The 21,926-nt window shown below is 41.1% G+C and carries 13 protein-coding genes; 6 read left to right on the plus strand and 7 right to left on the minus strand.

Annotated features, from left to right (window positions below):
* The first annotated feature begins 258 nt into the window (after nucleotides 1–258).
* From uvrA to L2735_RS13815, 3 genes are all read left to right on the plus strand, one after another.
* Entirely contained in the window at nucleotides 259–3,180 is a 2,922-nt protein-coding gene (uvrA, locus tag L2735_RS13805) for an excinuclease ABC subunit UvrA (protein WP_248985259.1), read from the plus strand.
* A 72-nt stretch (nucleotides 3,181–3,252) separates the two neighbouring features.
* Entirely contained in the window at nucleotides 3,253–4,401 is a 1,149-nt protein-coding gene (locus tag L2735_RS13810; protein WP_248985260.1) for a M20/M25/M40 family metallo-hydrolase, read from the plus strand.
* Nucleotides 4,402–4,567: 166 nt separating this feature from the next.
* Complete coding sequence (locus L2735_RS13815) at nucleotides 4,568–6,403, plus strand: DEAD/DEAH box helicase (RefSeq protein ID WP_248985261.1); 1,836 nt, start codon at nucleotides 4,568–4,570, stop codon at nucleotides 6,401–6,403.
* Nucleotides 6,404–6,575: 172 nt separating this feature from the next.
* On the opposite strand, the gene L2735_RS13820 is transcribed toward L2735_RS13815, so the two are convergent.
* Nucleotides 6,576–7,523 carry a DMT family transporter gene (locus tag L2735_RS13820; RefSeq protein WP_248985262.1) on the minus strand — a complete coding sequence of 316 codons (948 nt, stop codon included), beginning with the start codon at nucleotides 7,521–7,523 and terminating at the stop codon, nucleotides 6,576–6,578.
* 245 nt (nucleotides 7,524–7,768) lie between these two features.
* Between L2735_RS13820 and L2735_RS13825 the strand changes: the two genes are divergently transcribed.
* The gene (locus L2735_RS13825; RefSeq protein ID WP_248985263.1) at nucleotides 7,769–8,872 is read left to right on the plus strand and encodes a phosphoribosylaminoimidazolesuccinocarboxamide synthase; all 1,104 of its coding nucleotides are present in this window, start codon (nucleotides 7,769–7,771) and stop codon (nucleotides 8,870–8,872) included.
* A gap of 300 nt (nucleotides 8,873–9,172) precedes the next feature.
* Here the strand turns inward: L2735_RS13825 and L2735_RS13830 are convergent, their stop codons facing one another.
* The 5 genes from L2735_RS13830 to L2735_RS13850 all read right to left on the minus strand — a co-directional run bounded on the left by L2735_RS13830 (nucleotide 9,173) and on the right by L2735_RS13850 (nucleotide 17,114).
* Nucleotides 9,173–9,784, minus strand: a complete 612-nt coding sequence (locus tag L2735_RS13830; protein WP_248985264.1) for a helix-turn-helix domain-containing protein — start codon at nucleotides 9,782–9,784, stop codon at nucleotides 9,173–9,175.
* A 159-nt stretch (nucleotides 9,785–9,943) separates the two neighbouring features.
* Nucleotides 9,944–10,573 carry a hypothetical protein gene (locus L2735_RS13835; RefSeq protein WP_248985265.1) on the minus strand — a complete coding sequence of 210 codons (630 nt, stop codon included), beginning with the start codon at nucleotides 10,571–10,573 and terminating at the stop codon, nucleotides 9,944–9,946.
* Nucleotides 10,574–11,726: 1,153 nt separating this feature from the next.
* Nucleotides 11,727–13,937 carry an ExeM/NucH family extracellular endonuclease gene (locus L2735_RS13840; RefSeq protein WP_248985266.1) on the minus strand — a complete coding sequence of 737 codons (2,211 nt, stop codon included), beginning with the start codon at nucleotides 13,935–13,937 and terminating at the stop codon, nucleotides 11,727–11,729.
* Between the two features lie 178 nt (nucleotides 13,938–14,115).
* Entirely contained in the window at nucleotides 14,116–15,270 is a 1,155-nt protein-coding gene (locus L2735_RS13845) for an acetyltransferase domain-containing protein (RefSeq protein WP_248985267.1), read from the minus strand.
* A 392-nt stretch (nucleotides 15,271–15,662) separates the two neighbouring features.
* Nucleotides 15,663–17,114: a S10 family peptidase gene (locus L2735_RS13850; RefSeq protein ID WP_248985277.1), complete on the minus strand. Its 1,452-nt coding sequence runs from the start codon at nucleotides 17,112–17,114 to the stop codon at nucleotides 15,663–15,665.
* A 363-nt stretch (nucleotides 17,115–17,477) separates the two neighbouring features.
* On the opposite strand from L2735_RS13850, the gene L2735_RS13855 reads away from it, so the two are divergent.
* Both L2735_RS13855 and L2735_RS13860 read left to right on the plus strand, forming a co-directional pair.
* Entirely contained in the window at nucleotides 17,478–18,539 is a 1,062-nt protein-coding gene (locus tag L2735_RS13855; RefSeq protein WP_248985268.1) for an aminoglycoside phosphotransferase family protein, read from the plus strand.
* A 190-nt stretch (nucleotides 18,540–18,729) separates the two neighbouring features.
* Nucleotides 18,730–20,169: a methyl-accepting chemotaxis protein gene (locus tag L2735_RS13860; protein ID WP_248985269.1), complete on the plus strand. Its 1,440-nt coding sequence runs from the start codon at nucleotides 18,730–18,732 to the stop codon at nucleotides 20,167–20,169.
* A 118-nt stretch (nucleotides 20,170–20,287) separates the two neighbouring features.
* Here the strand turns inward: L2735_RS13860 and L2735_RS13865 are convergent, their stop codons facing one another.
* Nucleotides 20,288–21,652, minus strand: a complete 1,365-nt coding sequence (locus L2735_RS13865; protein ID WP_248985270.1) for a hypothetical protein — start codon at nucleotides 21,650–21,652, stop codon at nucleotides 20,288–20,290.
* Nucleotides 21,653–21,926: the final 274 nt, after the last annotated feature.

The following is a 21,926-nucleotide window of genomic DNA, read 5'->3' on the forward strand; positions in this document are numbered from 1 at the left end:
TTGCTAATGAAGTTAAACAAACAGGTTATAATGTGTTTTATGTCCCAGTAAAAATTATTAATTTAAGCCAACAAATCTCGAAAATAAGGGTAAATTAAACCCTATACAACACTGTATGAAATACTGTATAAATACAGTGTAAAATCTAGACGCTTGTGACATTGACTTGCTACACATAGCGCTTAAACCCATTTTAAATTCGATAGCACGCTCCTCTTTCTTGAGTCTTTGCTGTCGAGTACAACATCAGAGTGAAGAATGGATACAATTGAAATTCGCGGTGCACGAACCCACAACTTAAAAAACTTCGATATAACAATCCCTCGCGACAAATTGATTGTCATCACTGGTTTATCAGGCTCTGGTAAATCTTCATTAGCCTTTGATACCTTATACGCAGAAGGGCAACGTCGCTATGTCGAATCGCTCTCGGCCTATGCGCGTCAATTTTTAAGTTTGATGGAAAAGCCTGATGTTGACCACATTGAAGGCTTAAGCCCAGCGATTTCGATAGAGCAAAAATCCACTTCACATAACCCACGTTCAACAGTGGGTACCATCACTGAGATTTATGATTATTTAAGATTATTGTTTGCCCGTGTGGGTGAACCTCGCTGCCCTACTCACGGACAAGCATTAACAGCGCAAACTGTCAGCCAAATGGTCGATAAAGTATTGGAGCTGCCTGAAGGTAGCCGCCAAATGCTGCTGGCTCCAGTGGTTAAGGCCCGTAAAGGCGAGCATGTAAAACTACTCGAAAGCTTAGCCGCCCAAGGTTATGTCCGTGCACGTATTGATGGCGATGTATGTGATTTATCCGATCCGCCAACACTTGATTTACACGTTAAACACACCATTGAAGTGGTCGTGGATCGTTTCAAAGTCCGTGATGATTTAAAGCAGCGTTTAGCTGAGTCATTTGAAACCACATTAGAAATGTCTGGCGGTATCGCGGTTGTGGCAGATATGGCTGGTGAAGCTGAAGAAATTGTTTTTTCAGCAAACTTTGCTTGTCCTCATTGTGGCTATTCAATGGCGGAGCTTGAACCACGAATTTTCTCATTCAATAACCCAGCAGGAGCCTGCCAAACCTGTGATGGTCTAGGTGTACAGCAATACTTTGATGCCGACCGCGTGATCACTAATAGTGAATTATCATTGGCTGGCGGCGCTATTCGTGGTTGGGATAAACGTAATTTTTACTACTTCCAAATGCTCAGTTCATTAGCTGAGCATTACAAGTTTGATGTCGAAACGCCGTTTCAAAAACTCACTGACAAAGTGCAAAAAATTGTACTTCACGGTTCTGGCAAGCAAAGCATTGCATTCAAGTACATTAACGATCGCGGCGATGTCGTCATCCGCAATCATCCCTTTGAAGGGATTTTGAATAATATGGACCGCCGCTATCGTGAAACTGAAAGTAATTCAGTTCGCGATGAGCTATCTAAGTTCATCAATACACAGCCGTGTAAAAGCTGTGGCGGTTCTCGCCTGCGTGAAGAAGCGCGAAATGTGTTTATTGGCGATCTAACTCTGCCTCAACTAACTGAATGGTCTATTGGCGAAGCCATGGGTTACTTCAAAGATATTAGCTTTACTGGCCAAAAAGCCCAGATTGCTGAAAAGATCTTAAAAGAAGTCGGCGACAGACTTGGCTTCTTAGTCAATGTGGGGCTTAACTACCTTAGTTTAGACCGCTCAGCCGACACCCTTTCTGGTGGTGAAGCTCAACGTATTCGTCTAGCCAGCCAAATTGGTGCTGGGCTTGTAGGCGTTATGTATGTGTTAGATGAACCCTCTATTGGTTTGCACCAACGTGATAACGAGCGCCTACTTAAAACTCTGATCCACCTTCGCGATTTAGGCAACACGGTTATCGTGGTTGAGCATGACGAAGATGCAATACGCATGGCAGATCATGTGATTGATATCGGTCCAGGCGCGGGTGTTCATGGCGGTGAAGTCATCTGCTCCGGCGGACTAAAAGACATAATCGAGTGTGAAGAGTCGATTACTGGCCAATATATTTCCGGTAAAAAGCAAATTCACGTCAGTGAGCAACGTACACCAATGGATCCGAAAAAGGTCATTGAACTATGCGGCGCCACGGGTAACAACCTTAAGAATGTCGATTTAACTATCCCTATTGGCTTATTCACCTGTGTCACAGGCGTTTCTGGCTCCGGTAAATCAACACTGATTAATGATACCTTTTATAAAATCGCTCATCGTATGCTCAATGGCGCAACCATAGACGAACCTGCTGCTCACAAAAGCATTAAAGGGATGGAGCAATGTGACAAGGTTGTCGACATTGACCAAAGCCCAATTGGTCGCACACCTCGCTCAAATCCTGCCACTTATACGGGGATATTTACTCCAATCCGTGAATTATTTGCCGCGACTCAAGAGTCACGCAGTCGTGGTTACCTGCCAGGTCGTTTCTCTTTTAACGTTAAAGGCGGCCGCTGTGAAGCATGTCAGGGCGATGGGCTGATTAAAGTTGAAATGCATTTTTTACCAGATGTGTATGTACCTTGTGATTCATGTAAAGGTAAGCGTTATAACCGTGAAACTTTAGATGTGAAATACAAGGGCAAAAACATTCATGAAGTCTTGCAAATGACCATTGAAGAAGCCCGTGTATTCTTTGATCCAATTCCAGCTATTGCTCGCAAGCTGCAAACCTTAGTTGATGTTGGCTTATCGTATATTTGCTTAGGCCAAAGCGCGACGACGTTATCGGGTGGCGAAGCTCAGCGAGTGAAGCTATCTAAAGAGCTGTCTAAGCGAGATACAGGTAAAACCTTATATATTCTCGATGAACCCACTACAGGGTTACATTTTGCCGATATTCAATTATTGCTTGATGTATTACATAGATTAAAAGCTAAAGGTAATACGATTGTGGTGATTGAACACAACTTAGATGTGATTAAAACCGCAGACTGGATTGTCGATTTAGGCCCAGAAGGTGGTTCTGGCGGTGGCATGATCCTAGTGAGTGGTACGCCTGAAGATGTGGCTCAAAATACCGAGTCGCACACAGCGCATTTCTTGAAACCATTATTAAAGAAACTACCTACAGTTACAAAAGCTAAAGTTAAAAAAGCACCCGCGAAAAAAGCAGCAGCCAAGAAAACGGTAAAAAAGGTTGCTACGAAAACAGATAAATAATGATGCTAATTTAGTCATCTAATTAACTCAAGTCGGCTTAATCTTATGGAATGATTAACCAGAGGATATGAAATGGATTTTCAATTAACGGCTCTGGTTTTAGTTCTAGCCGCGGTATTTGCTCTGTCGGTAACGTTAACATTAGCTCTGACTCAACTTTTTGGGCGCTATTTAGCTCAAAAAGTTGAGCTTATCGCCTATTCATCAGCTCAAATATCACCAGCTCAAATAAGCTGCTGTACATCTAAGTTACGCCAGCTCCCAACGCCGCTATTAAAACCTGCCGCATTATTAACGTTACTTTTTACCTTCGCCATAACGGGTTGCGCGACACAAAACTGTGGCAATTCACCCGTTAATCACTGGAGCAACCAAAGCCAACTTCTTGAAGATATTCGCGTGTTGAGCAGCCCTGAATTTGAAGGAAGAAAAACGGGAACAGATGGCGCGAAGCTCAGCCGGGAATACATTAAACAAAGATTTACTGAGTTAAACCTGAGCCCATGGCAAGATGAGTTTGAGGTTCCCTTTAACTACCGGTCTAGCTTTTCAGATAAACAAGGGATCAATTTAATTGCCACGATTAAAGCAAAACAACCTAGCCAGCGCTGGCGAGTCATCACAGCGCATTATGATCACTTAGGTAAAAAAGGAAATAAGGTTTTTACAGGTGCCGATGACAATGCTTCAGGTGTCGCAGCCATGTTTGCTATTGCTGAGCAATGGCAAAAGAAAGGCAATGAAGATATCAATCTCATGCTCGTCGCCACAGATGCCGAAGAGCCAGGTTTATTCGGCTCCTACGCCTTAGTCGAACAGTTACAAAACACACCACAAATACTCATCGAACTGTCACTTAACTTAGATATGATAGGCAACCCTTCTCGACCTAAAGCCATTTATATTGAAGGTGAGAAAAATTTAACTGAATTTAGTCAGCTAAAAACTCAACTCCAAGACTATAATCAATTGTGTGTGAGAGAGAGCCGTTCGAGAATGAAAAACGGCAGCATGGTCAAAATTGATTGGTTGCGTGCATCGGATCATTATCCGTTTCATAAAGCAGGTATACCTTGGCTTTATTTAGGGGTGCCGACACACAAATACTATCACACGGTAAACGATACGATTGATACGCTTGATATCGGCTTTTTAGCTGCTGTAACTGAAACTGCTTTTGAATTCATCACAGTGAATAAGCAGCAAATTGCTTTACAATAATCAGGCCAATTTTAAAAAGTTATTGAAAATATATAGTCATATGGGTGAAAGCTTGCTATAATATCGCCCCTTTGACGCGGGAAATCGACACGGGGTTGATTTTCTGTCTGTGAAACTTTAGCGCGAATGCCACTAAATTCGTGCATACCCACAAGGCTACAACTCAATGTCATCCGATGAAAGAACTTTCCGCGAACTTGGTTTATCCGAGAATTTGCTTCGTGCCCTTGACGATCTAGGTTACGAAAAACCAACTCCAATTCAGTCTGCAAGTATCGACCCGCTAATGGCAGGTAAAGATATTTTAGGTCAAGCTCAAACTGGTACTGGTAAAACAGGTGCTTTCGCACTGCCTTTACTAAACAGTGTTGACCAAAAGCTGAACGCTCCTCAAATCCTAGTGCTTGCACCAACTCGTGAACTTGCCGTTCAGGTTGCTGAAGCATTTGGTAGCTACGCTAAACACATGAAAGGCTTCCATGTACTACCTATTTACGGTGGTCAAAGCATGCATCAACAATTAAGTGCGCTACGTCGTGGCCCACAAGTTGTTGTTGGTACGCCTGGTCGTGTTATGGACCACATGCGTCGCGGTACATTAAAATTAGATTCATTAAAAGCATTAGTGCTTGATGAAGCTGATGAAATGTTAAAAATGGGCTTTATTGACGATATCGAATGGGTATTAGAACATAAGCCTGAAAACAGCCAACTTGCACTTTTCTCTGCGACCATGCCAGAGCAAATTAAGCGCGTTGCTAATAAGCATTTATCAAACCCTGTTCATATCAGCATCTCAACCACTAACTCAACTGTTGAGTCTATTGACCAACGTTTTGTTCAAGTGTCTCAACACAACAAGCTTGAAGCTTTAGTACGTGTATTAGAAGTTGAAAATACTGAAGGTATTATCATCTTCGTTCGTACTCGTAACAGCTGTGTTGAATTAGCTGAAAAACTAGAAGCCCGTGGCTACGCTTCATCACCATTACATGGTGACATGAACCAACAAGCACGTGAACGTGCTGTTGAGCAGCTTAAGCGTGGCAAGCTAGATATCCTTATTGCTACAGACGTTGCGGCCCGTGGTCTTGACGTTGAGCGTATCGGACACGTAGTTAACTACGATATCCCATATGATTCAGAAGCTTATGTTCACCGTATTGGCCGTACAGGCCGTGCTGGTCGTACAGGTATGGCGATTCTTTTCGTAACAAACCGCGAAATGCGTATGTTACGTACCATTGAGCGTGCGACTTCAAGCCGCATTTCGCCAATGAAAGTACCAAGCCCTGAGACTGTTGCAGAGCGTCGTTTATCTCGTTTAGGCGAGCAAATCCAAGAAACCATTAACGGTGACTTAGATTTCATGAAAAACGCTGTTGCAGAATTATGTCAACAACTAGAAATCGATACCGATTTATTAGCTGCGGCATTATTACAACAAGTTCAAGCTGAGCGTCCATTACAACTTCCTGCGATTCAAGAGCGTCAACGTGATTCACGTGACCGTGATGATCGTGGTAGCCGTGATGGTGGTCGTGAGCGTCCACGTCGTGATTCACGCGGTGGTCGTCCACAGCCAACGAGCTTTGGTAGTGCTGAAGGCTTAAAAGATAAGCCAGATGTTAAGATGTGCCGTTACGTAATCGAAGTAGGTCGTGATAATGGTGTTGGTGTAGGTAACATCGTTGGCGCTATTGCTAACGAAGCAAACATCGACAGCCAGTTCATTGGTCAAATTCAATTATTTGATCAAGTGACTTCAATTGACTTACCAGACGGTATGCCAAAAGATGTGTTGACTCACTTACGTAAAGTACGTGTATGTGGCAAGCCACTGAACATCAAAGAAGCTGGCGATACTGCTTTCCCAGAGCAAAGCGACCGTCCACGTCGTCCACGCAATGACCGCCCTCGTGGTGACCGTCCTCGTGGTGATCGCCCTCGTGGTGACCGTCCTCGTGGAGACCGTCCACGTAAGCCACGTGACAGCGAGTAATCGCTCACAGTATCAACTTAATGTTGAATAACTGATAAAAAATGGAGCTTAGGCTCCATTTTTTTTTGCTCTATATTAAGTTTATAAACAGCCTGAACAAACAAGGGTAATATTTCATATTGCACTTCCATGCTTTGGCTCATTTTCAATAAAATTTGAAACTAAGCTAACTTCATTTCTTATTACTATTTCCTTTACGTTTTTGGGCAGCGTATAAAGGCCATATTTGAACCACAAAGACTGAACCTACAATCAAAACAATGCCTAATAATGACCAAGTATCCAGCGTGTCGGCACTAAAGGTATTTGGCCATAAACCTAGCTTTACCACCATGGCATTGGCAGCGAAGCTCAGCACCGGAGTCAAAGCCAGCATGGCGCTGACCTGAGCGGTAGGCCAATACTTCATTGATTGGCCAAAACACCCATATGCAATCAGAGTATTCGCGGCGCAAAAAACAATCACTACCCATTCATCATTGGTCATCGAACCAAAGTGACTAAAGTCGCTAAAGGGTGCCATCACCAAAATACCTAAACCATAAATAAACAGCAGCACATTATTCGGCGTTAACTTGGCAATAAGCGACTTCTGTAACAGTGCATAGCTCGTCCAAGATAACACTGAGAACTGGACAATTAACACTCCAATTCCAACTTGGCTAGCATCGGTGGCAGACAAGTCCAAACTTGGGTGAAAAAACAATAATACCCCAAGGGCTAAGGTGGCAAAGCAAGTTAGCTGCAACGCAGTTAAGCGCTCTTTGAAAAATAATGCGCCGCCAAATGCCAAATAAAAAGGCGCAGTTTGGAAGTTAAGTTGGGCAGTTCCAGGTGATAAGTAATCCAGTGAATATACAAACGATGTGTAGTTACACATCAACAAGATAGCGGCGGCTGATAATCTCAGCCAATCTTGCATTGCTAAATTTGCAAACTGTCTCAAAGCACCAAATCGCCACTGCAAAAAGTACGTCACCACAAACGCCACCAAAAATCGAAACCAAGTGAGTGTGACAGGATCGATAAAACCGCCAGAGAGCTTTAAGGCAATGGGTAAAATACCCCAAAAAATGACGGCGACGGAAACAAAAATGAATCCTAAACGAGTATGGCTCACTGGTTTGCTTCTCAATTGAAATAGACGTTAAATTTCGCAACATATTGCCTGAAAGTGATAGCGTTATAAACCAATAAAACGCGGAATAGCTAGACTCAGTTTTCGCTATACAGGATTAAGAGTTTAGCCGCCTGATAACCATGGAAATCTCGATGAATACAGGTAAAATAGCCGCCATTAAAATACCTATATATCCTGCTTCACCAAGGATAGTCCCTGCACTTAACATCTAAGGAACACTGGTCATGAGTCTTGCTGATTCAGTTCTCGCAATTAACAATGATTTGCCTATCCGTACCGATAAACCGGTCCATAGCGGTAAAGTTCGCAGTGTATATTGGCTTACTGAAGCTGATAGCCGTCGTCTCATTAGTGACAAAGGTTATAACGTTCCTGCTGATACGCCGTTAGCCATCATGGTCATCAGTGACCGCATTTCTGCCTTCGATTGTATTTTTCATGGTGAAGGTAATTTGCAAGGTATCCCTGGCAAAGGCGCGGCGCTAAATGCCATTTCAAATCATTGGTTTAAATTGTTTGCTGAAAACGGTTTAGCAGATAGCCATATCTTAGATATTCCACACCCATTTGTATGGATTGTACAAAAAGCTCGCCCAGTTAAAGTGGAAGCGATTTGTCGTCAATACATTACTGGTTCAATGTGGCGTGCATACGCAAAAGGTGAGCGTGAGTTTTGCGGCATTACCTTGCCAGAAGGTTTACAAAAAGATCAAAAACTACCTGAGCTACTGATCACACCATCGACTAAAGGTATTTTAACTGGGATCCCAGGTGTGCCTGAACAAGACGATGTCAATATCAGCCGTAGTGATATTGAAGCGAACGTTGCCGCATTTGGGTTTGAGCAAGCCTCTGATATCGACTTATATGAAAAGCTTCTAAAAGAAGGCTTTAAAGTTATCTCTGATGCATTAAGCGAACATGACCAAATGTTTGTCGATACAAAATTTGAGTTTGGTTACGTTAACGATAAAGATGGCAATTCAAAGCTTATCTACATGGATGAAGTCGGAACCCCTGATTCATCTCGTATTTGGGATGGTGCAGCGTACCGTGACGGTAAAATTGTTGAAAACTCAAAAGAAGGTTTCCGCCAATTCCTACTGAATCATTTTGACGATGCTGACATCTTGCTTAATAAAGACAGAATGCCTGAACGTGAAGCACTCGCCCGTGATAATGACCTACCATTAGAGGCGATGATGAATGTGTCTCGCACCTATACTGGTGTGGCAGAAAAAGTCACCGGCAGCAGTATCGAGCTTCCTGAAAACCCAAAAGCCGATATCATTAAAGTGTTGCGTGAAAACTACGACTTGATTGACTAGATTTTTTTAAAGAGAATTTAATTAGTTGAATTAAAAAGGATGGCTATTGCCATCCTTTTTGCTAACTGCTCACTTGTACTAGCTCATTTTTGGACAGAAGCTAGTTATGCATTATGAGATGGCAAGATCATTCATAAGCGATATGACAAGAGTCCGTATTCGGGTTTGGCGGTACAGCACACACATAAAAAGCGTAAGTTCTTACGCAAATATTTACTATATAAAGGTACACTCGGGCTTGTTCAACATTTGGGAGAAGGACGCGGCTGCGCGCGGCCTATCCTTATTAGTTATGTGTTTTTACACGAGGTTCTCGTCGTATAAGGTATAGATATCTTCACCAGCACTTTGTCTTTTAATCAAATTCTGAACTATATCGTATGTGCCATTTGCGCTAGCTACGAAGGACCACTCGTTGAATTGCATTACATATTTTTCTATTGTTGGCGGTTTAACTCCAAACTGTTCGGCAACCTTTTCTATTGGTGTTCCCTGCTCAAGTAGGATTTTTGCAGATTGCCAACGCCCAACCTTATTTGCAGTAGATATTAGAGCCTTATTTCTTGAACGAAATTCCGCTATTTTTGCCCTTTGTTCTTGGTATTGCTCTGAGTAAGTATCAAGAAACTCGCTACAAGACTCACTGGAGCTCAATACTTCGTCTGATAGGTCAATATTTAGTGCTTTCGCAATTGACTTCGCATAAGACTCTTGCCGATGTGTTGGTGGCTTTTTATCTTCAGGAACAAAGCTTCTTAGTATGTCGATAATTTGTTCTGTATTGTAGCTGTACAACTTTAAGTCATCTGCTTTTGCATGCTCTGATATTATATTGTACAAAGTAGTTGGGATTTCAAAACTGATCCTGGCTTCACCTACTACGATTTCAGCAATTGATACTTCATTGCTCATATTGTATTAAACCTCTGTAATTCAATTAAACACCTAACGCCTTGCTAACAAGCGACAACGCGATGCCGCTTAACTTGAATATTGAGCCATAAACACAGAGCTGAAATTGCGACTGAAGTCGCCAAGCGTTAGGAGTCTTTGTTAAGCAATTTGTTATATTCATTTCTCTTTCAATGCGATAATTTCACTCGAGTTTTTAACTATAGTTACCGCGATAGAACCCATAAGAAAAAATGGATAAAAAAACTTCAGAAAGTTTAAGCTGTCATCTGCGGCTTCATTGGTTTTTATGAAATTGTCACGATGATCATTGTATGAGTTCAACCGTTCAAATATCAAGGTAACAGACTGTTCCTCGGTTTCAACGTTGGGCATGTCTTTAACTAAAATCTTGGGTACAGAGTCTATTTCAATAGTCGCCCAAAATGCGCTAGCACTCTTAAACCACTCACATAGATCTATCCAATAGGCATGATCTTGTATTGAACAAACTCCTTCAGTAGATTCATACTCAAGGTATGCTCCAATATTCTTTAGTTCTGTTACAAGTGGTATTTTTTCCGAGTTTGCCCAATTACTGGCCAATGAGGCTCGTACATCTAAAATTGCACCGTATGCCCCCACCAGTGCTACACCTAATACAATGGTGTTTACTTTTTTCCATTCAAGAGCGCTTGGATTATATACCTTGCGTATAAATAATTGCCCTAATCCTATGATAATTAAGGTGATTACAAGAATCGAGCTAGGGGTTGCTAAAAACGGATGTTCACTAAAAAAGTTATTCATGACTACCTTTGAATATAACAGCTTATTCAATAGCAGCACGATAACGTTCCAGACTGCTCAATTTATGTAGAAAAGATACCATCGCTAACTCATTGTTGTAAATCGAATAATTTTTACAAATACTTTGGTAATGTTTAAAATACAGCCGGAGAAAAAATGCGTCTTTGTTTACGAGGTCTGTACAACACTTTTTAACATTTTTCAGTGCCTTGATATATATATATGTGTTTTCTCGATAGTTACAAAATTATCGATGCGTAGAAAATTCATTTTTCGCATCCTTTGCCTCCCAAGTTATCTCAATTTGGAGCAATTCAGTTATACCTGTATAGATAATCAGTCTTTTGAGCGGCAAGTAAAGCCATAAAAAATGATTACAAAAACTAAGACTATATTGATTCGTTTTAAATAGCCTCGTTGTTACCGCTGACTTGCAATGGGGCATAAGTGAGTTACGAACAGCAACTCTATAATTCATTTATATTTACTCAATTATTGAAGACCATTACTTCAATCTAATCCATTGCCTGCCGCAGGCTTATGTGCAGATGCATCCAAGACTCGCCGTAAACACATCCATGTGGGCTCTGCGAAAACATCCATGTTTTCGAAGGTCTTGAACGCATCTACACTGGGATTATTGTCTCTTCGATTTGACTATATTCGTCGTAATTAAAAAAGCTACAAAAACCAAGAATCTGATCAGCTAAAAGACTCCAGTTGAATTGAGGGCGTTGAAGAAAATAGCGTGAGCCTGACAGGACGTCAGGCTAGCTTTCGTGGGGCCATGGAAGGCCCATCGGAAGCGTTAGCATTTTCGAATAAGTCTGAAGCAGTCGACAAACTAAGTCAGAAGTTGGATACATTCCCATCGAAAATATGCGCTTTTCAGCATTTTTCGTCTGGGGCGGCAGGGTGATCCAAGAGGGTATTGCTGTTGATACCCTTTTGGCCTGTGCAGGATGGAATCCTGCGATGTTTCTTTTGTTTTTGGCGAAACGCCACGACTTTGATTTTTCAAAATGATAAAACAAGTTTAGGGGCAGAAACGTGTTAAATACACTTAATCACAAGTGGCAGTTAAGGGCGAAAGCTGCATTGTGAAATGCCCGATGGGATATAAGCTCGTACAGCTCACTCTTAATATAGCCAGCTACACTTTACGGCGACTTAGCCCTAATGCAGTTAATAGCATTAAACCTAAATAGCCCAAGCTACCACCGCGATTATCTTTCTCAGTAGCGACTTGTGGATATTCAAGCGCGATAATCACAGGATCATGATCTGAAGATGAAAACGCGTTTTCAGACTTCGATAATTCACCTGTGTACTTGCTGCTGTATTCAAACAAGTTAGATTCCACCGCATTGATATGCCAATCTTCCACTGCAACAACACGCTGAGCTAAACTGCTATTGCCTAAAGCATGGTCTAAATTGCCTAGCTCACCATTGTAGCTATATGAGTATGTTTCAGGTCCGTGCGCTTGAGTACTTAAGTTAATCAAGCCATAACCTTTATCAATAATGCTGCCTTGATTTTGATGCGTCACACCATCAAGTGTTGTCCAAGATGCAGTGCGAATGACACGTTCTGTGGTTGCTGAATCATAATCAGTTAACACAGCTAACGGATCTTCTTTAGCGTAGGCATTAATATCACCCATCACCAGTACATCGCCATCTAACCCTTTTACTGCTTCACCAATAACTTGCGCGGCAGAAACACGAAAAGCATTACATTTTCCTTGAAGATCTTCAGGTTCAGAGTCTTCATTGAAGTTAACCCAATCCTCTAAACAACCAGAGCCTTTCGATTTTAGGTGATTAACAACCACCGTTAGTTTTTGCTCATTAATCAAAAAAGTCTGCATCATGCTGTGGCGTTGGTATTTATCGTAAGCAGGACTCAACTCTTCCACATCGCCATTCATGCGACTTACAGCACCTGTTTTAGCATGTTGTTCAGGAGTCATAATCATTTTTGCTTTGCCATCTAAAGACACAACAGCTGGACGATAAAAAAGGCCCACGCTAATGGCATCATTACCAACGAACTTACCTTTAGCCTTATCTGCAGCATCTAGCTCAACAAACTGATAAGCTTGCTCTTCTGGAAGCTTTGCATTCAAAGCATCAAGCAAATTTTGAATCGCACTTAACTTGCCAAAACCGTTATTTTCAACTTCCATCAAACCTATAATATCGGCGTTCATCGCCACCATAGCGTTCACGATTTTAGTCCGCTGCAATTGCATTTCTGCTTCAAGAGTTGCACCACGATTGTGCCCTAAAGGGTTTTTATCGCCACCAAATTCGCTATTAAAGAAATTCAACACATTGAAGCTTGAAACCCGTATGTCGCCCATTTGGGCAATGGCTGGTATTTCTTTACGGTCCTTTTTACGAATAAAATCTTTGGCGGTCAGCTCATTGAGCGGTAACAAACGATATTGATCATCGCTAAAGCCAACAACCCCTTCTAGGTTAGTAACTTGGTCACCAATACGGATATACCCAGTATCAGCATTAAAGCCAGGGAAGTAAGGCACAACCCCTGCTGGGGCTTTAATATCGGTATCAATGAATAATTGATTCAGTAAATTAGCATCATTGAGCGCAACAGCTTCTGCTGAAAGCGGTTGATGAACTTGCGTCGCTTTAAACAGTGGTGCTTTATGCGACAACACCATGTTGTTGCGGTAGATGCTATTATCGAAGCTGAATGTCCGCGTGACTTTCATATCACTTCGAGTATCAAGCACGACCTTCATGCCCTCAACACGCTCTAATGCTTGTGTAAGGGTTTCTCCGACTTTAACTTGAAGAGGCCTTGCAGGTAACTCACCCACTATTTCACCAATATCAACTTTTTGCTCATTTTTGATATCGATTTGGGTAAAGCCATAATGCTCCTTCACTTTACCTTTAACGCAGACCTCAACACCGGGTTGAATCGCATCAGGAGCTGATTCGCCCCAATGGACAAAAATGCCATCAGATGTACTGGCTAACCCATCACCTTTGGCATCTTGAATGAAAAAGCCTTTATATAAACTTTCAGTTCTGGCTGTCACAATGCCCTTAGCCACGTACTCTTCTATAGACTCATAAGCACCATCAGGCACTAACGGACTAGACGCGCCATCACCTTGAATAGCGTAAATTGGCGTTAAAGTCTCTCCCTCACAGGAGAAAGCATCTTGTAATAATGCTTTATTACCAGAAGTTACTTGTGCGTGCTCAGCCTTAGTTTCACTTTGAACATTAGTTTCACTTTGAGCATTAGTCGTTTTCGCATTTACCATGACGGGTAACGCTAAACCAATCGCTAACGATATGGCTGTCAGCTTATTCACTTTCATATTCAACCCTTTGATTATTATTGTTTTTATAACACTATGAAATTGCTATTTTAATTAATCGAATCAAATAGTATCAAATAATTGTTACTGAACTGCTTTTATTTAACATTTACAGTTAAGCAGGCACAAAAAAGGACACTAAATGTGTCCTTTAATGGGGGCTAGCCGCAAACAAAGCTTATAAATACTTTATCCAAGCTTGTTTACTTTGGTGCTTATATTGGCTGAAACGCTTTGTTGGAAAATACAATAATATTGCCAGCACAAGAGTGACTAACCATACCCAAGTAATGTCAGTAAAGGCGTATATGTCACCGTAATTTGGGCCAATGACATTGAGTGCAAATTGGTACATAAACAATAGTAAATACAAATGCACAATATAGAAGAACATTGGCGCTGAACCAAAGGTAGATAATACCTTGCCATATTTCGGTTTCACGTTTTCAAGCGCCCGTAAACACAATAATGTGCCACCAATTGTCACTAACAGAAACGCTAAAGACGGTGGGTATTTAGTGACATTAAACACCGACATCAATGTCATTGTTAAGCTTTCGCCTTGTTGCCAATCTAAGGTTTCACCATAAATATTCAAGCCTCGTAATATGGCAAATAAAGCAAAACAGGTTAACCCGAGCCCGATTAGGATTTTATGGCGTTTAGCATCATCAAAACTCGCACTATAAATCGGCGCCATAGCATACCCGAGTAAAATAACCCCAATCCAAGGTAGCACTGGATAACTTGCTCGAATACCGATGAAATCATTAGGGAAAATATTGCCGCGATCATGCAGGATTGCCCAAATGGTATAACCCCATTCTCCCGGTGCAAAATTAATGGGTGCCAGCGCATTATGACCAAATACAATCACTAACCCGATAACTGCCAGCCATACTCTTGGCAAGCTAATTAATGCAGCAAGAGCGAGCATACTGATACCGATAGCCCACATAACCTGCAGCCAGATCATCTCGTAATTTCCCATCCACTGGAAGGTAATTACCGTGCACTCCAGAGCAATAATAAATAGTCCACGCTTAATTAAGAACTCACGTCCATTTCGCTGTGGTCCATGCTGAGGATGACTATAAAGCCATGCTGAAACACCTGTTAAAAATACAAAAGTAGGAGCACAGAAATGAGCAGCAAACCGACTTAAAAATAATCCAAGGCTGGTGCTATCAAGTGTCATTGGATCGGTCACTTGTTCATGGTAGAAAAAGCGCTCTCTGACATGATCTAACAACATAATTAACATGACGATGCCACGCATGATGTCGATACTATCGATACGTTTTTTCAACACCGACGGACTCACAGCATTCATTTAGGAACTCTCTTTAAAAACTTAAAAATCAAAATAAGCAACAATACTTGTACGACTTATCACTATATCAATCCGTTGACCTAATCATTGTTCTTTATAGTAAATAGCTCAAGAACCCCAACGAAGCCGCAATGAAATATTTTCATAAAACTTACAAAACTTACCAAATACAAACGACAATGCTCTTCACTTAAACTAACCAACCTTTCCCGACCACCAGCCACATAAAACAAACCAAACACTTAACTTTAATCCGGGGCCAATAAAATTAAGCTCTGAAGTAAAAGAACTGTTATTTAAAGGCCGTTATTTAATCAAAAGGTGGGCTTTCATTTTTATCTGTTCGAATAAAGAAGGAGCCGTAGGCCCCTTTTTAATAACAGGCCCTAGAATTAGTATTTAGCAGCCTCATTTTCTTTTGGCATTGTCGCTTGGATAAACTCACGTAAATCTTGATTCGATTGTTTCAAATCTTCTGAGCGAAGGTACATCATATGACCACTACGATAGCCTTTAAAGCTCAAGCGGTCTTTCATTTTACTGCTTGGGTCTAACTGCCACATACTGTACTTAGCATCAAAGTAATTGGTCGCGCCATCGTAATAACCCGCTTGTACCATCACATTTAAGTATGGGTTTTGCGCCATCGCTAGGCGTAAGTTTTCACCTGTTTTATTATTGGTGCGATCCCAAGGATGTACATTACCTAACATGTAATACTTAATATCAGTTTTATAGTTCAGCTCTTCACGCATATAAGCATTAATGGCTGGCGTGAAAGAATGTAACCAAGAGGTCAATTCTGCATTGTAATCAGGGCTATCACCGACATCTTGCTTATCGATACCTAAATAGCGTGAATCTAAACGACCGATGGTTTGGCCGCGCTCACGCAGTAACTCTTTCCAGAAAAAGCGCGTAGAGACATCAAGGTTTGATTTCAATACCGCATCAACGCTTAAACCAGAAAAATGCGCTACTTTTTCAGCAATTTTAAGTTTGTGATCAGGGGCGATAAAGCCGCCCATCGCTAATGCAGGAATATATTCGTTAATGGTAAACGCTTCAACTTCTGGCAAGAACTCGGTTAAATCGGCATTTTGTAAATCAGCTGATAAAGCCTTGTGATACCAAGCGGCAGCGGCAAAGTAGGGTAAACGGTTAGCTGATTTAACAGGTCCTTTACGCTCGATACCAATATCCGTTGGAGATACGAGTACCACGCCATTTAAGTACATCCATTGGCGGTTTTGTAACTCTAGCGCTAAACCTGACACTCGAGTTGTACCGTAACTTTCACCAATCAAATACTTAGGTGAACGCCAGCGTTCATGGCGGCTTACAAAGGTGTTAAGCCATTCAGCTAAGTATTTGATATCAGCATTGACACCAAAAAACATTTCTTGCTGCTGATCTTTAGATGGCATCTCGCCGTCTTTATTCGGCAATACTCTTGAGTAACCTGTATTAACAGGGTTTACATAAACAATGTCAGCTATGTCCAAAATTGAATATGGATTGGCTTTAACTCCATAAGGCTGTAAAGGATAACCTTCATCATCAACGTTAATTGCACGGGGGCCGGTATAACCAATATCCATCCACACTGAAGCTGAACCAGGTCCGCCATTAAATGAAATCAATAATGGTCTTTTCGCAGTGTTTCTAACACTGTCACGCTGGTAATAGGTGTAGCTTAGGGTTGCTACAGCATCACCGTTTTCATTCCAAACCGGTTGCGTGCCAACTGTCGCAGTGTAAGAAAAACTCTGACCATTGGCTTTCGTTTTATGTTCAGTCACCACGGTTTCGTCAACCGCTATTTTACGGCTGTATTCGGCCATTGATGACTGATTAGCGCTGTTTTTATCGTTATCTTCCGCTAATGCTGCAGTTGAAACCAACATTGGAGAAATACAAAGCAGGGTTGCTGCGAGGGTCGTTGCGAGGGGAATTGCCTTCATACCTGTTCTCTTTTTATCTATCTTGGGTATTTGTGTGAGTCTATTAAATGTCCAAATGCGATAGAGTGCAATCAAAGTGTTATCCTAATCGCAACAAGCCGCACACAAAAAATATCAAAACATTGATTTAAATGAATTTATAACTAAAGTAAGAATCGTAAGCAAACGTACATTCACATTTTAATCCTTATTTTAAAGCATGAAAATCAGGCGATAAGAAAATTGGGGGCGAAGACACCTTATATGAACACTTCACCGTTAGAGGCTAAGCAGTTAGAAGCTAAGCACCTAGAAAATAAGCAGTTAGTAAATAAGCAGCAATGCTGGCAACAAAATGATTGGCCACAAAACGCCAAGCATTGGACTGAGGTTGAATTAAACAAACACAACATCCGCTTAATTGGCGAGTTACAGCAAGTTAAAGGCTGGGCTTTAGGTCACGTGTTAAGGCAATCGACTCATTCTGGCGAGGTGTTTTTTAAAGCCACTGCCCTTCTTCATATGTTTTCCAATGAAGCCAGTTTATGTGCCAAGCTATTTGAGCTATTTCCACAAAACAGCGCCGAAGTCATCGCATTCGATGCAAACAAACAATGGATGTTAACCAAAAGCTTTGGCGAGGCATTTGTTGATACAGTGCCACTTTCTGACTGGTCAAAACCATTTGCCGCATTTGCCGGTTTACAAATCGAATCAGTAAAGCATATCGAGCAATTAGAAAGTGCTGGTTGCATACGCCGTGAAATCATTAATCTTACTCAGCAGTTAAGCGATATTTTTCAAGATATCTCAGTGAGCTCTCAGTTACCCCAAGATCTCGATTTGTCTCCTGAGAATCTACAACAAGTACTCAGCCGTCTTGATAATGACATTACTGCGCTATCAGCATATCAATTGCCCAATACTTTGGTTCACAGTGACTTACACATTGAGAATATTGCACCTTTTAACCCTGCCACCAGCACGATTGGAAATGATGTAAATAATCAGCATGTGGGTTTTATCTTTTTTGATTGGAGTGATGCCTGTATTAGCCATCCTTTTATCGATGGCACTTACTTATTCAGAATGAACGATAGCCCAGAAAAGCATACGGTGATTAATGCTTACTTGTCTCAATGGGATAAATTCGGTTCAAAAGATGAACTCAGCCAAGCTTGGCAACTCGCTGAAGGCATTTGTTACGCTCATCAAGCTGTTTCCTATGCAGGCATGCTCCATATTCTGTCAAAGGAAGAAACGCCAGAGCTGGTTACCGCATTTGAAAATGCCTTCAGACGGTTCTTGATTAAAATAATGAATTAATAGTGTTAAAACACACTTGAAACCAGCTTGTTTTCAGTGAGATACAATAAACTTATTTTTCATCATGTTGCCAATACGACAAAATGTAAAAAAGAGCATAAAAAATAGAGTTTTTTGTCAAAAAGTCGTATCAAATCATCACTAGCTGCACTAAAATTTGGTTACTTTTCATCATTGAAGCACCGACTCTATGAAACAGGTTGAATTTCGCAATATTGATAAGCTATTTATCAAAATGTCTATTAACGATAAGTTCTGGGCTATTTTTGGGCTGTTTATGCTCATTGTTACCAGCATTTCAGTAAACAATTACTTCAATAGCATAAATCAAATAGAACAAAACTCTATGACTGTGCTGACTGAAAAAGTGACCGCGACAGTTAATGCTTTAGAGGCTACAGGGCAAATTGAGCAAGCTAGTTCAGCTGGTTTGTCAGTGTCTAACTTTAATCAACAAAGCCAGCGTAATGGCAACAACATTACTGCTGTCGTCCAGTCTAATGGGCAATATTACTCATTAAATCAGTCTGTTTACCAGCTCGAAAATGATGCGAAACAAGATGCCTTATATAGCTTGTTACTGTCATTTTTATGGGTATTGCCATTTGCACTGGTGATTTACTGGAATGCGACCTTTATTGGTGGCGCATTATGGGTTTTATGGGATACCACTGCCAAAATTGGTAAAGGTGACTTAACCTCTCGCTTAGGCTTCCACCCAGGTCGTGATGAGTTTGGTACCATTGGTTGTGCTTTAGACCAAGCAATGGACACTTTAACCGAGCTTGTTGTTACGGTTAAACAAAGCGCCGATACACTGCATACAACCTCAACATCATTTGCCGATGAAACTCAGCAAAGTGCTGAACAAATCGACCAGCAATATATTTCATTGGACTCGGTTGCAACTGCAATGGAAGAAATGACAGCGTCTTCTTTAGAAGTATCAAATATTGCCAAGAATACTACCCAGCAAGTAGAGCAAGATTCTGAGTACACTAAGCAAAGTTATAACCGAGTAAAACGTGCTATTGAAGAAATTCAGCAGTTATCTACTTACATTGAAAAAACCTCTGACTCTGTGGGCAGTTTAAAAGAAAATGCCACCAAAATTAATGAAGTGATTACCACCATTAACGCGATTTCAGAACAAACTAACTTACTTGCATTAAACGCTGCTATTGAAGCTGCACGTGCGGGTGAAATGGGTCGTGGATTTGCGGTAGTTGCTGATGAAGTGCGTACCTTAGCAAGTCGCACTCAATCTGCGACAGTTGAAATACAGTCTATGATTGAACAGCTGCAATCTGAAACTCAAAATATTGATAGCATCACTCAAGATACGGTCAAGCAAGCTCAAAGTAGCAGTGACTTAATCACCAATATTGGTACTGATGTGAATGCAATTGCTGAATCATCACGCTCTATCATGGACATGAGTTTTCATATTTCAACGTCATCAGAAGAGCAAAGTGCTGTTGCGAATGACATTGCTAAAGAGCTAACGGAAATTCGAGTGAAATCAAATACCATTCGTGATCTTGCCAACCAATCATCAAGTGGCGTGGTAGATTTATCAGAAGCTTCAGCTAACTTAGGTCGTATTTTGAGTAACTACCAAACAGCTTAACATTGTGTAGTAAGACCTATACCAACAAAAATGCCGATAATCACTTATCGGCATTTTTGTTTTTACTCACGAGTGGTTCACCCAATGGGCTTAAATTAACCCAATTTGTTCACTCGCTTTATAGCTGATGCAGTGTGTAACCAAACTGGCTTTCGCTATCTTTTGTCAGTACAAAGCTGTAATTAGTATCACCATCAAAACTGATCAGTTCAGATTGGTACAATAAGGTTTGAGTGCCATTATCAGACTCATAAACCACATTAATTTCATAATCATCTTGCGGCATCACTAAGCTTTCTTGCTCAGCAAAGTCGATATCTTCAATGGTGTATTCCGCAGACTCAATCGTTTCTGAGCTATTCACAAAATACACCGTTAAGTCATCGTAATCTTGCGATAAGTTCACCACATCGACATTGTACTCGTAAGCTCTTGGACGCATATCATGTTCAATCACCATGCCCTTGACGGTATCATCTTGGTACAGCAGCAAAGTACGAATATCGTCTTGGTTAAAGGTCACGAGTACGTTATCTAAAATGGTTTCACTACTGTCCGTATTGGTTACTGTCACCCCATAGTCATTAAAACCCGTTTGCTGGAAATCACTCACTGTGAATGAAGCAATATCGCGCAAGTAGTGTGACTCTAATTTACTTTCTACATCCACATTAACCGTAACGTCTTCAAGGCCATTAAAAATTCTGAAATCAGCCGTTGAATCAATATTGGTATAAGAAACAGGCGTAGAGGTTGAGTCCACACTGTCTAACGTTATTTTTAAATCACCAGAGCCAAAGCTGTTACGCAAAATAAACTTATACACCGTTTCAGTAGTTAAGCTCATGCTTTCTGTGGTGTAAACCACCTCATCAGTGCCTTGCTCGGTTAAGTAAATAACATATTCGTCGGTATCTAACATAAGCTCTGTTGTGTAGCCACGGTAACCAATACTGCCTAGCATTGTCGCATCTTGGTACTCGTCGCTATCAAGGGAAATATAAGCGTCATACGCCATATCTTCAGAAGTCACATTGGCAATTAATACCTGCATTTTGCTGTAATCTTCATCGTCGTCATCATTCATATCATCCATATCGCTACGCTCGTAACTAATGTCTAATAATTCAGGTGAATGATAGTCGCCATACAGTACAAATAAATGATTATCACCGTTACTGAAATTCATATCCTCACTGTAGATAGTAACAGTATCTTCATTTTCATCTTGGCCATAGATTTCCATTTCAACGCTACCGGTATCGTAGCCATAACGCGGCATTGAATCTCCAAATTCAATGTCGCTATATTCATAGTCGTCTAAAACAAGTGATGTTGCAGTACTATTGGCAGAGGCATTATAATATTGAACATATGCCGAACTGTCGGAGCTCTCGTCACTATCATCACTTGAGTCGCACCCAACCAAAGCTACACTTCCCATGCAAACCATCATCAAACTGCACACATTTTTGTTAAACATACTTACTCCATTAACTATTTAATTACATTCTCAGGAGATAGGACAAAGCTAGGATGTAAGTGACCGTAAAGAAGTGTAAAGATAAGAAAGCCAGCGTAAAGCCGCTAAACCTATAATCAATCTGTAAGAATGGTCCATAAAAAAAGCACTGCCATTGCAGTGCTTCAGACTGCTGACAAAGCCCTAGACATTCGTCTAGGGCTTTGATCTAATAGAAGTACAGATAATAACCAAGTTTATCATCATGCTTCGAGAGCCTAGTCCACAACAATAT

It is taken from the genome of Shewanella olleyana (assembly GCF_023283825.1).
Lineage (GTDB): Bacteria > Pseudomonadota > Gammaproteobacteria > Enterobacterales > Shewanellaceae > Shewanella > Shewanella olleyana.

What these genes read in the sequence shown, in the direction of transcription:
- uvrA (WP_248985259.1), top strand. Translation starts at nt 259, where the DNA reads ATGGATACAATTGAAATTCGCGGTGCACGAACCCACAACTTAAAAAAC.
- L2735_RS13810 (WP_248985260.1), top strand. Translation starts at nt 3,253, where the DNA reads ATGGATTTTCAATTAACGGCTCTGGTTTTAGTTCTAGCCGCGGTATTT.
- L2735_RS13815 (WP_248985261.1), top strand. Translation starts at nt 4,568, where the DNA reads ATGTCATCCGATGAAAGAACTTTCCGCGAACTTGGTTTATCCGAGAAT.
- L2735_RS13825 (WP_248985263.1), top strand. Translation starts at nt 7,769, where the DNA reads ATGAGTCTTGCTGATTCAGTTCTCGCAATTAACAATGATTTGCCTATC.
- L2735_RS13830 (WP_248985264.1), bottom strand. Translation starts at nt 9,784, where the DNA reads ATGAGCAATGAAGTATCAATTGCTGAAATCGTAGTAGGTGAAGCCAGG.
- L2735_RS13835 (WP_248985265.1), bottom strand. Translation starts at nt 10,573, where the DNA reads ATGAATAACTTTTTTAGTGAACATCCGTTTTTAGCAACCCCTAGCTCG.
- L2735_RS13840 (WP_248985266.1), bottom strand. Translation starts at nt 13,937, where the DNA reads ATGAAAGTGAATAAGCTGACAGCCATATCGTTAGCGATTGGTTTAGCG.
- L2735_RS13845 (WP_248985267.1), bottom strand. Translation starts at nt 15,270, where the DNA reads ATGAATGCTGTGAGTCCGTCGGTGTTGAAAAAACGTATCGATAGTATC.
- L2735_RS13850 (WP_248985277.1), bottom strand. Translation starts at nt 17,114, where the DNA reads ATGGCCGAATACAGCCGTAAAATAGCGGTTGACGAAACCGTGGTGACT.
- L2735_RS13855 (WP_248985268.1), top strand. Translation starts at nt 17,478, where the DNA reads ATGAACACTTCACCGTTAGAGGCTAAGCAGTTAGAAGCTAAGCACCTA.
- L2735_RS13860 (WP_248985269.1), top strand. Translation starts at nt 18,730, where the DNA reads ATGAAACAGGTTGAATTTCGCAATATTGATAAGCTATTTATCAAAATG.
- L2735_RS13865 (WP_248985270.1), bottom strand. Translation starts at nt 21,652, where the DNA reads ATGTTTAACAAAAATGTGTGCAGTTTGATGATGGTTTGCATGGGAAGT.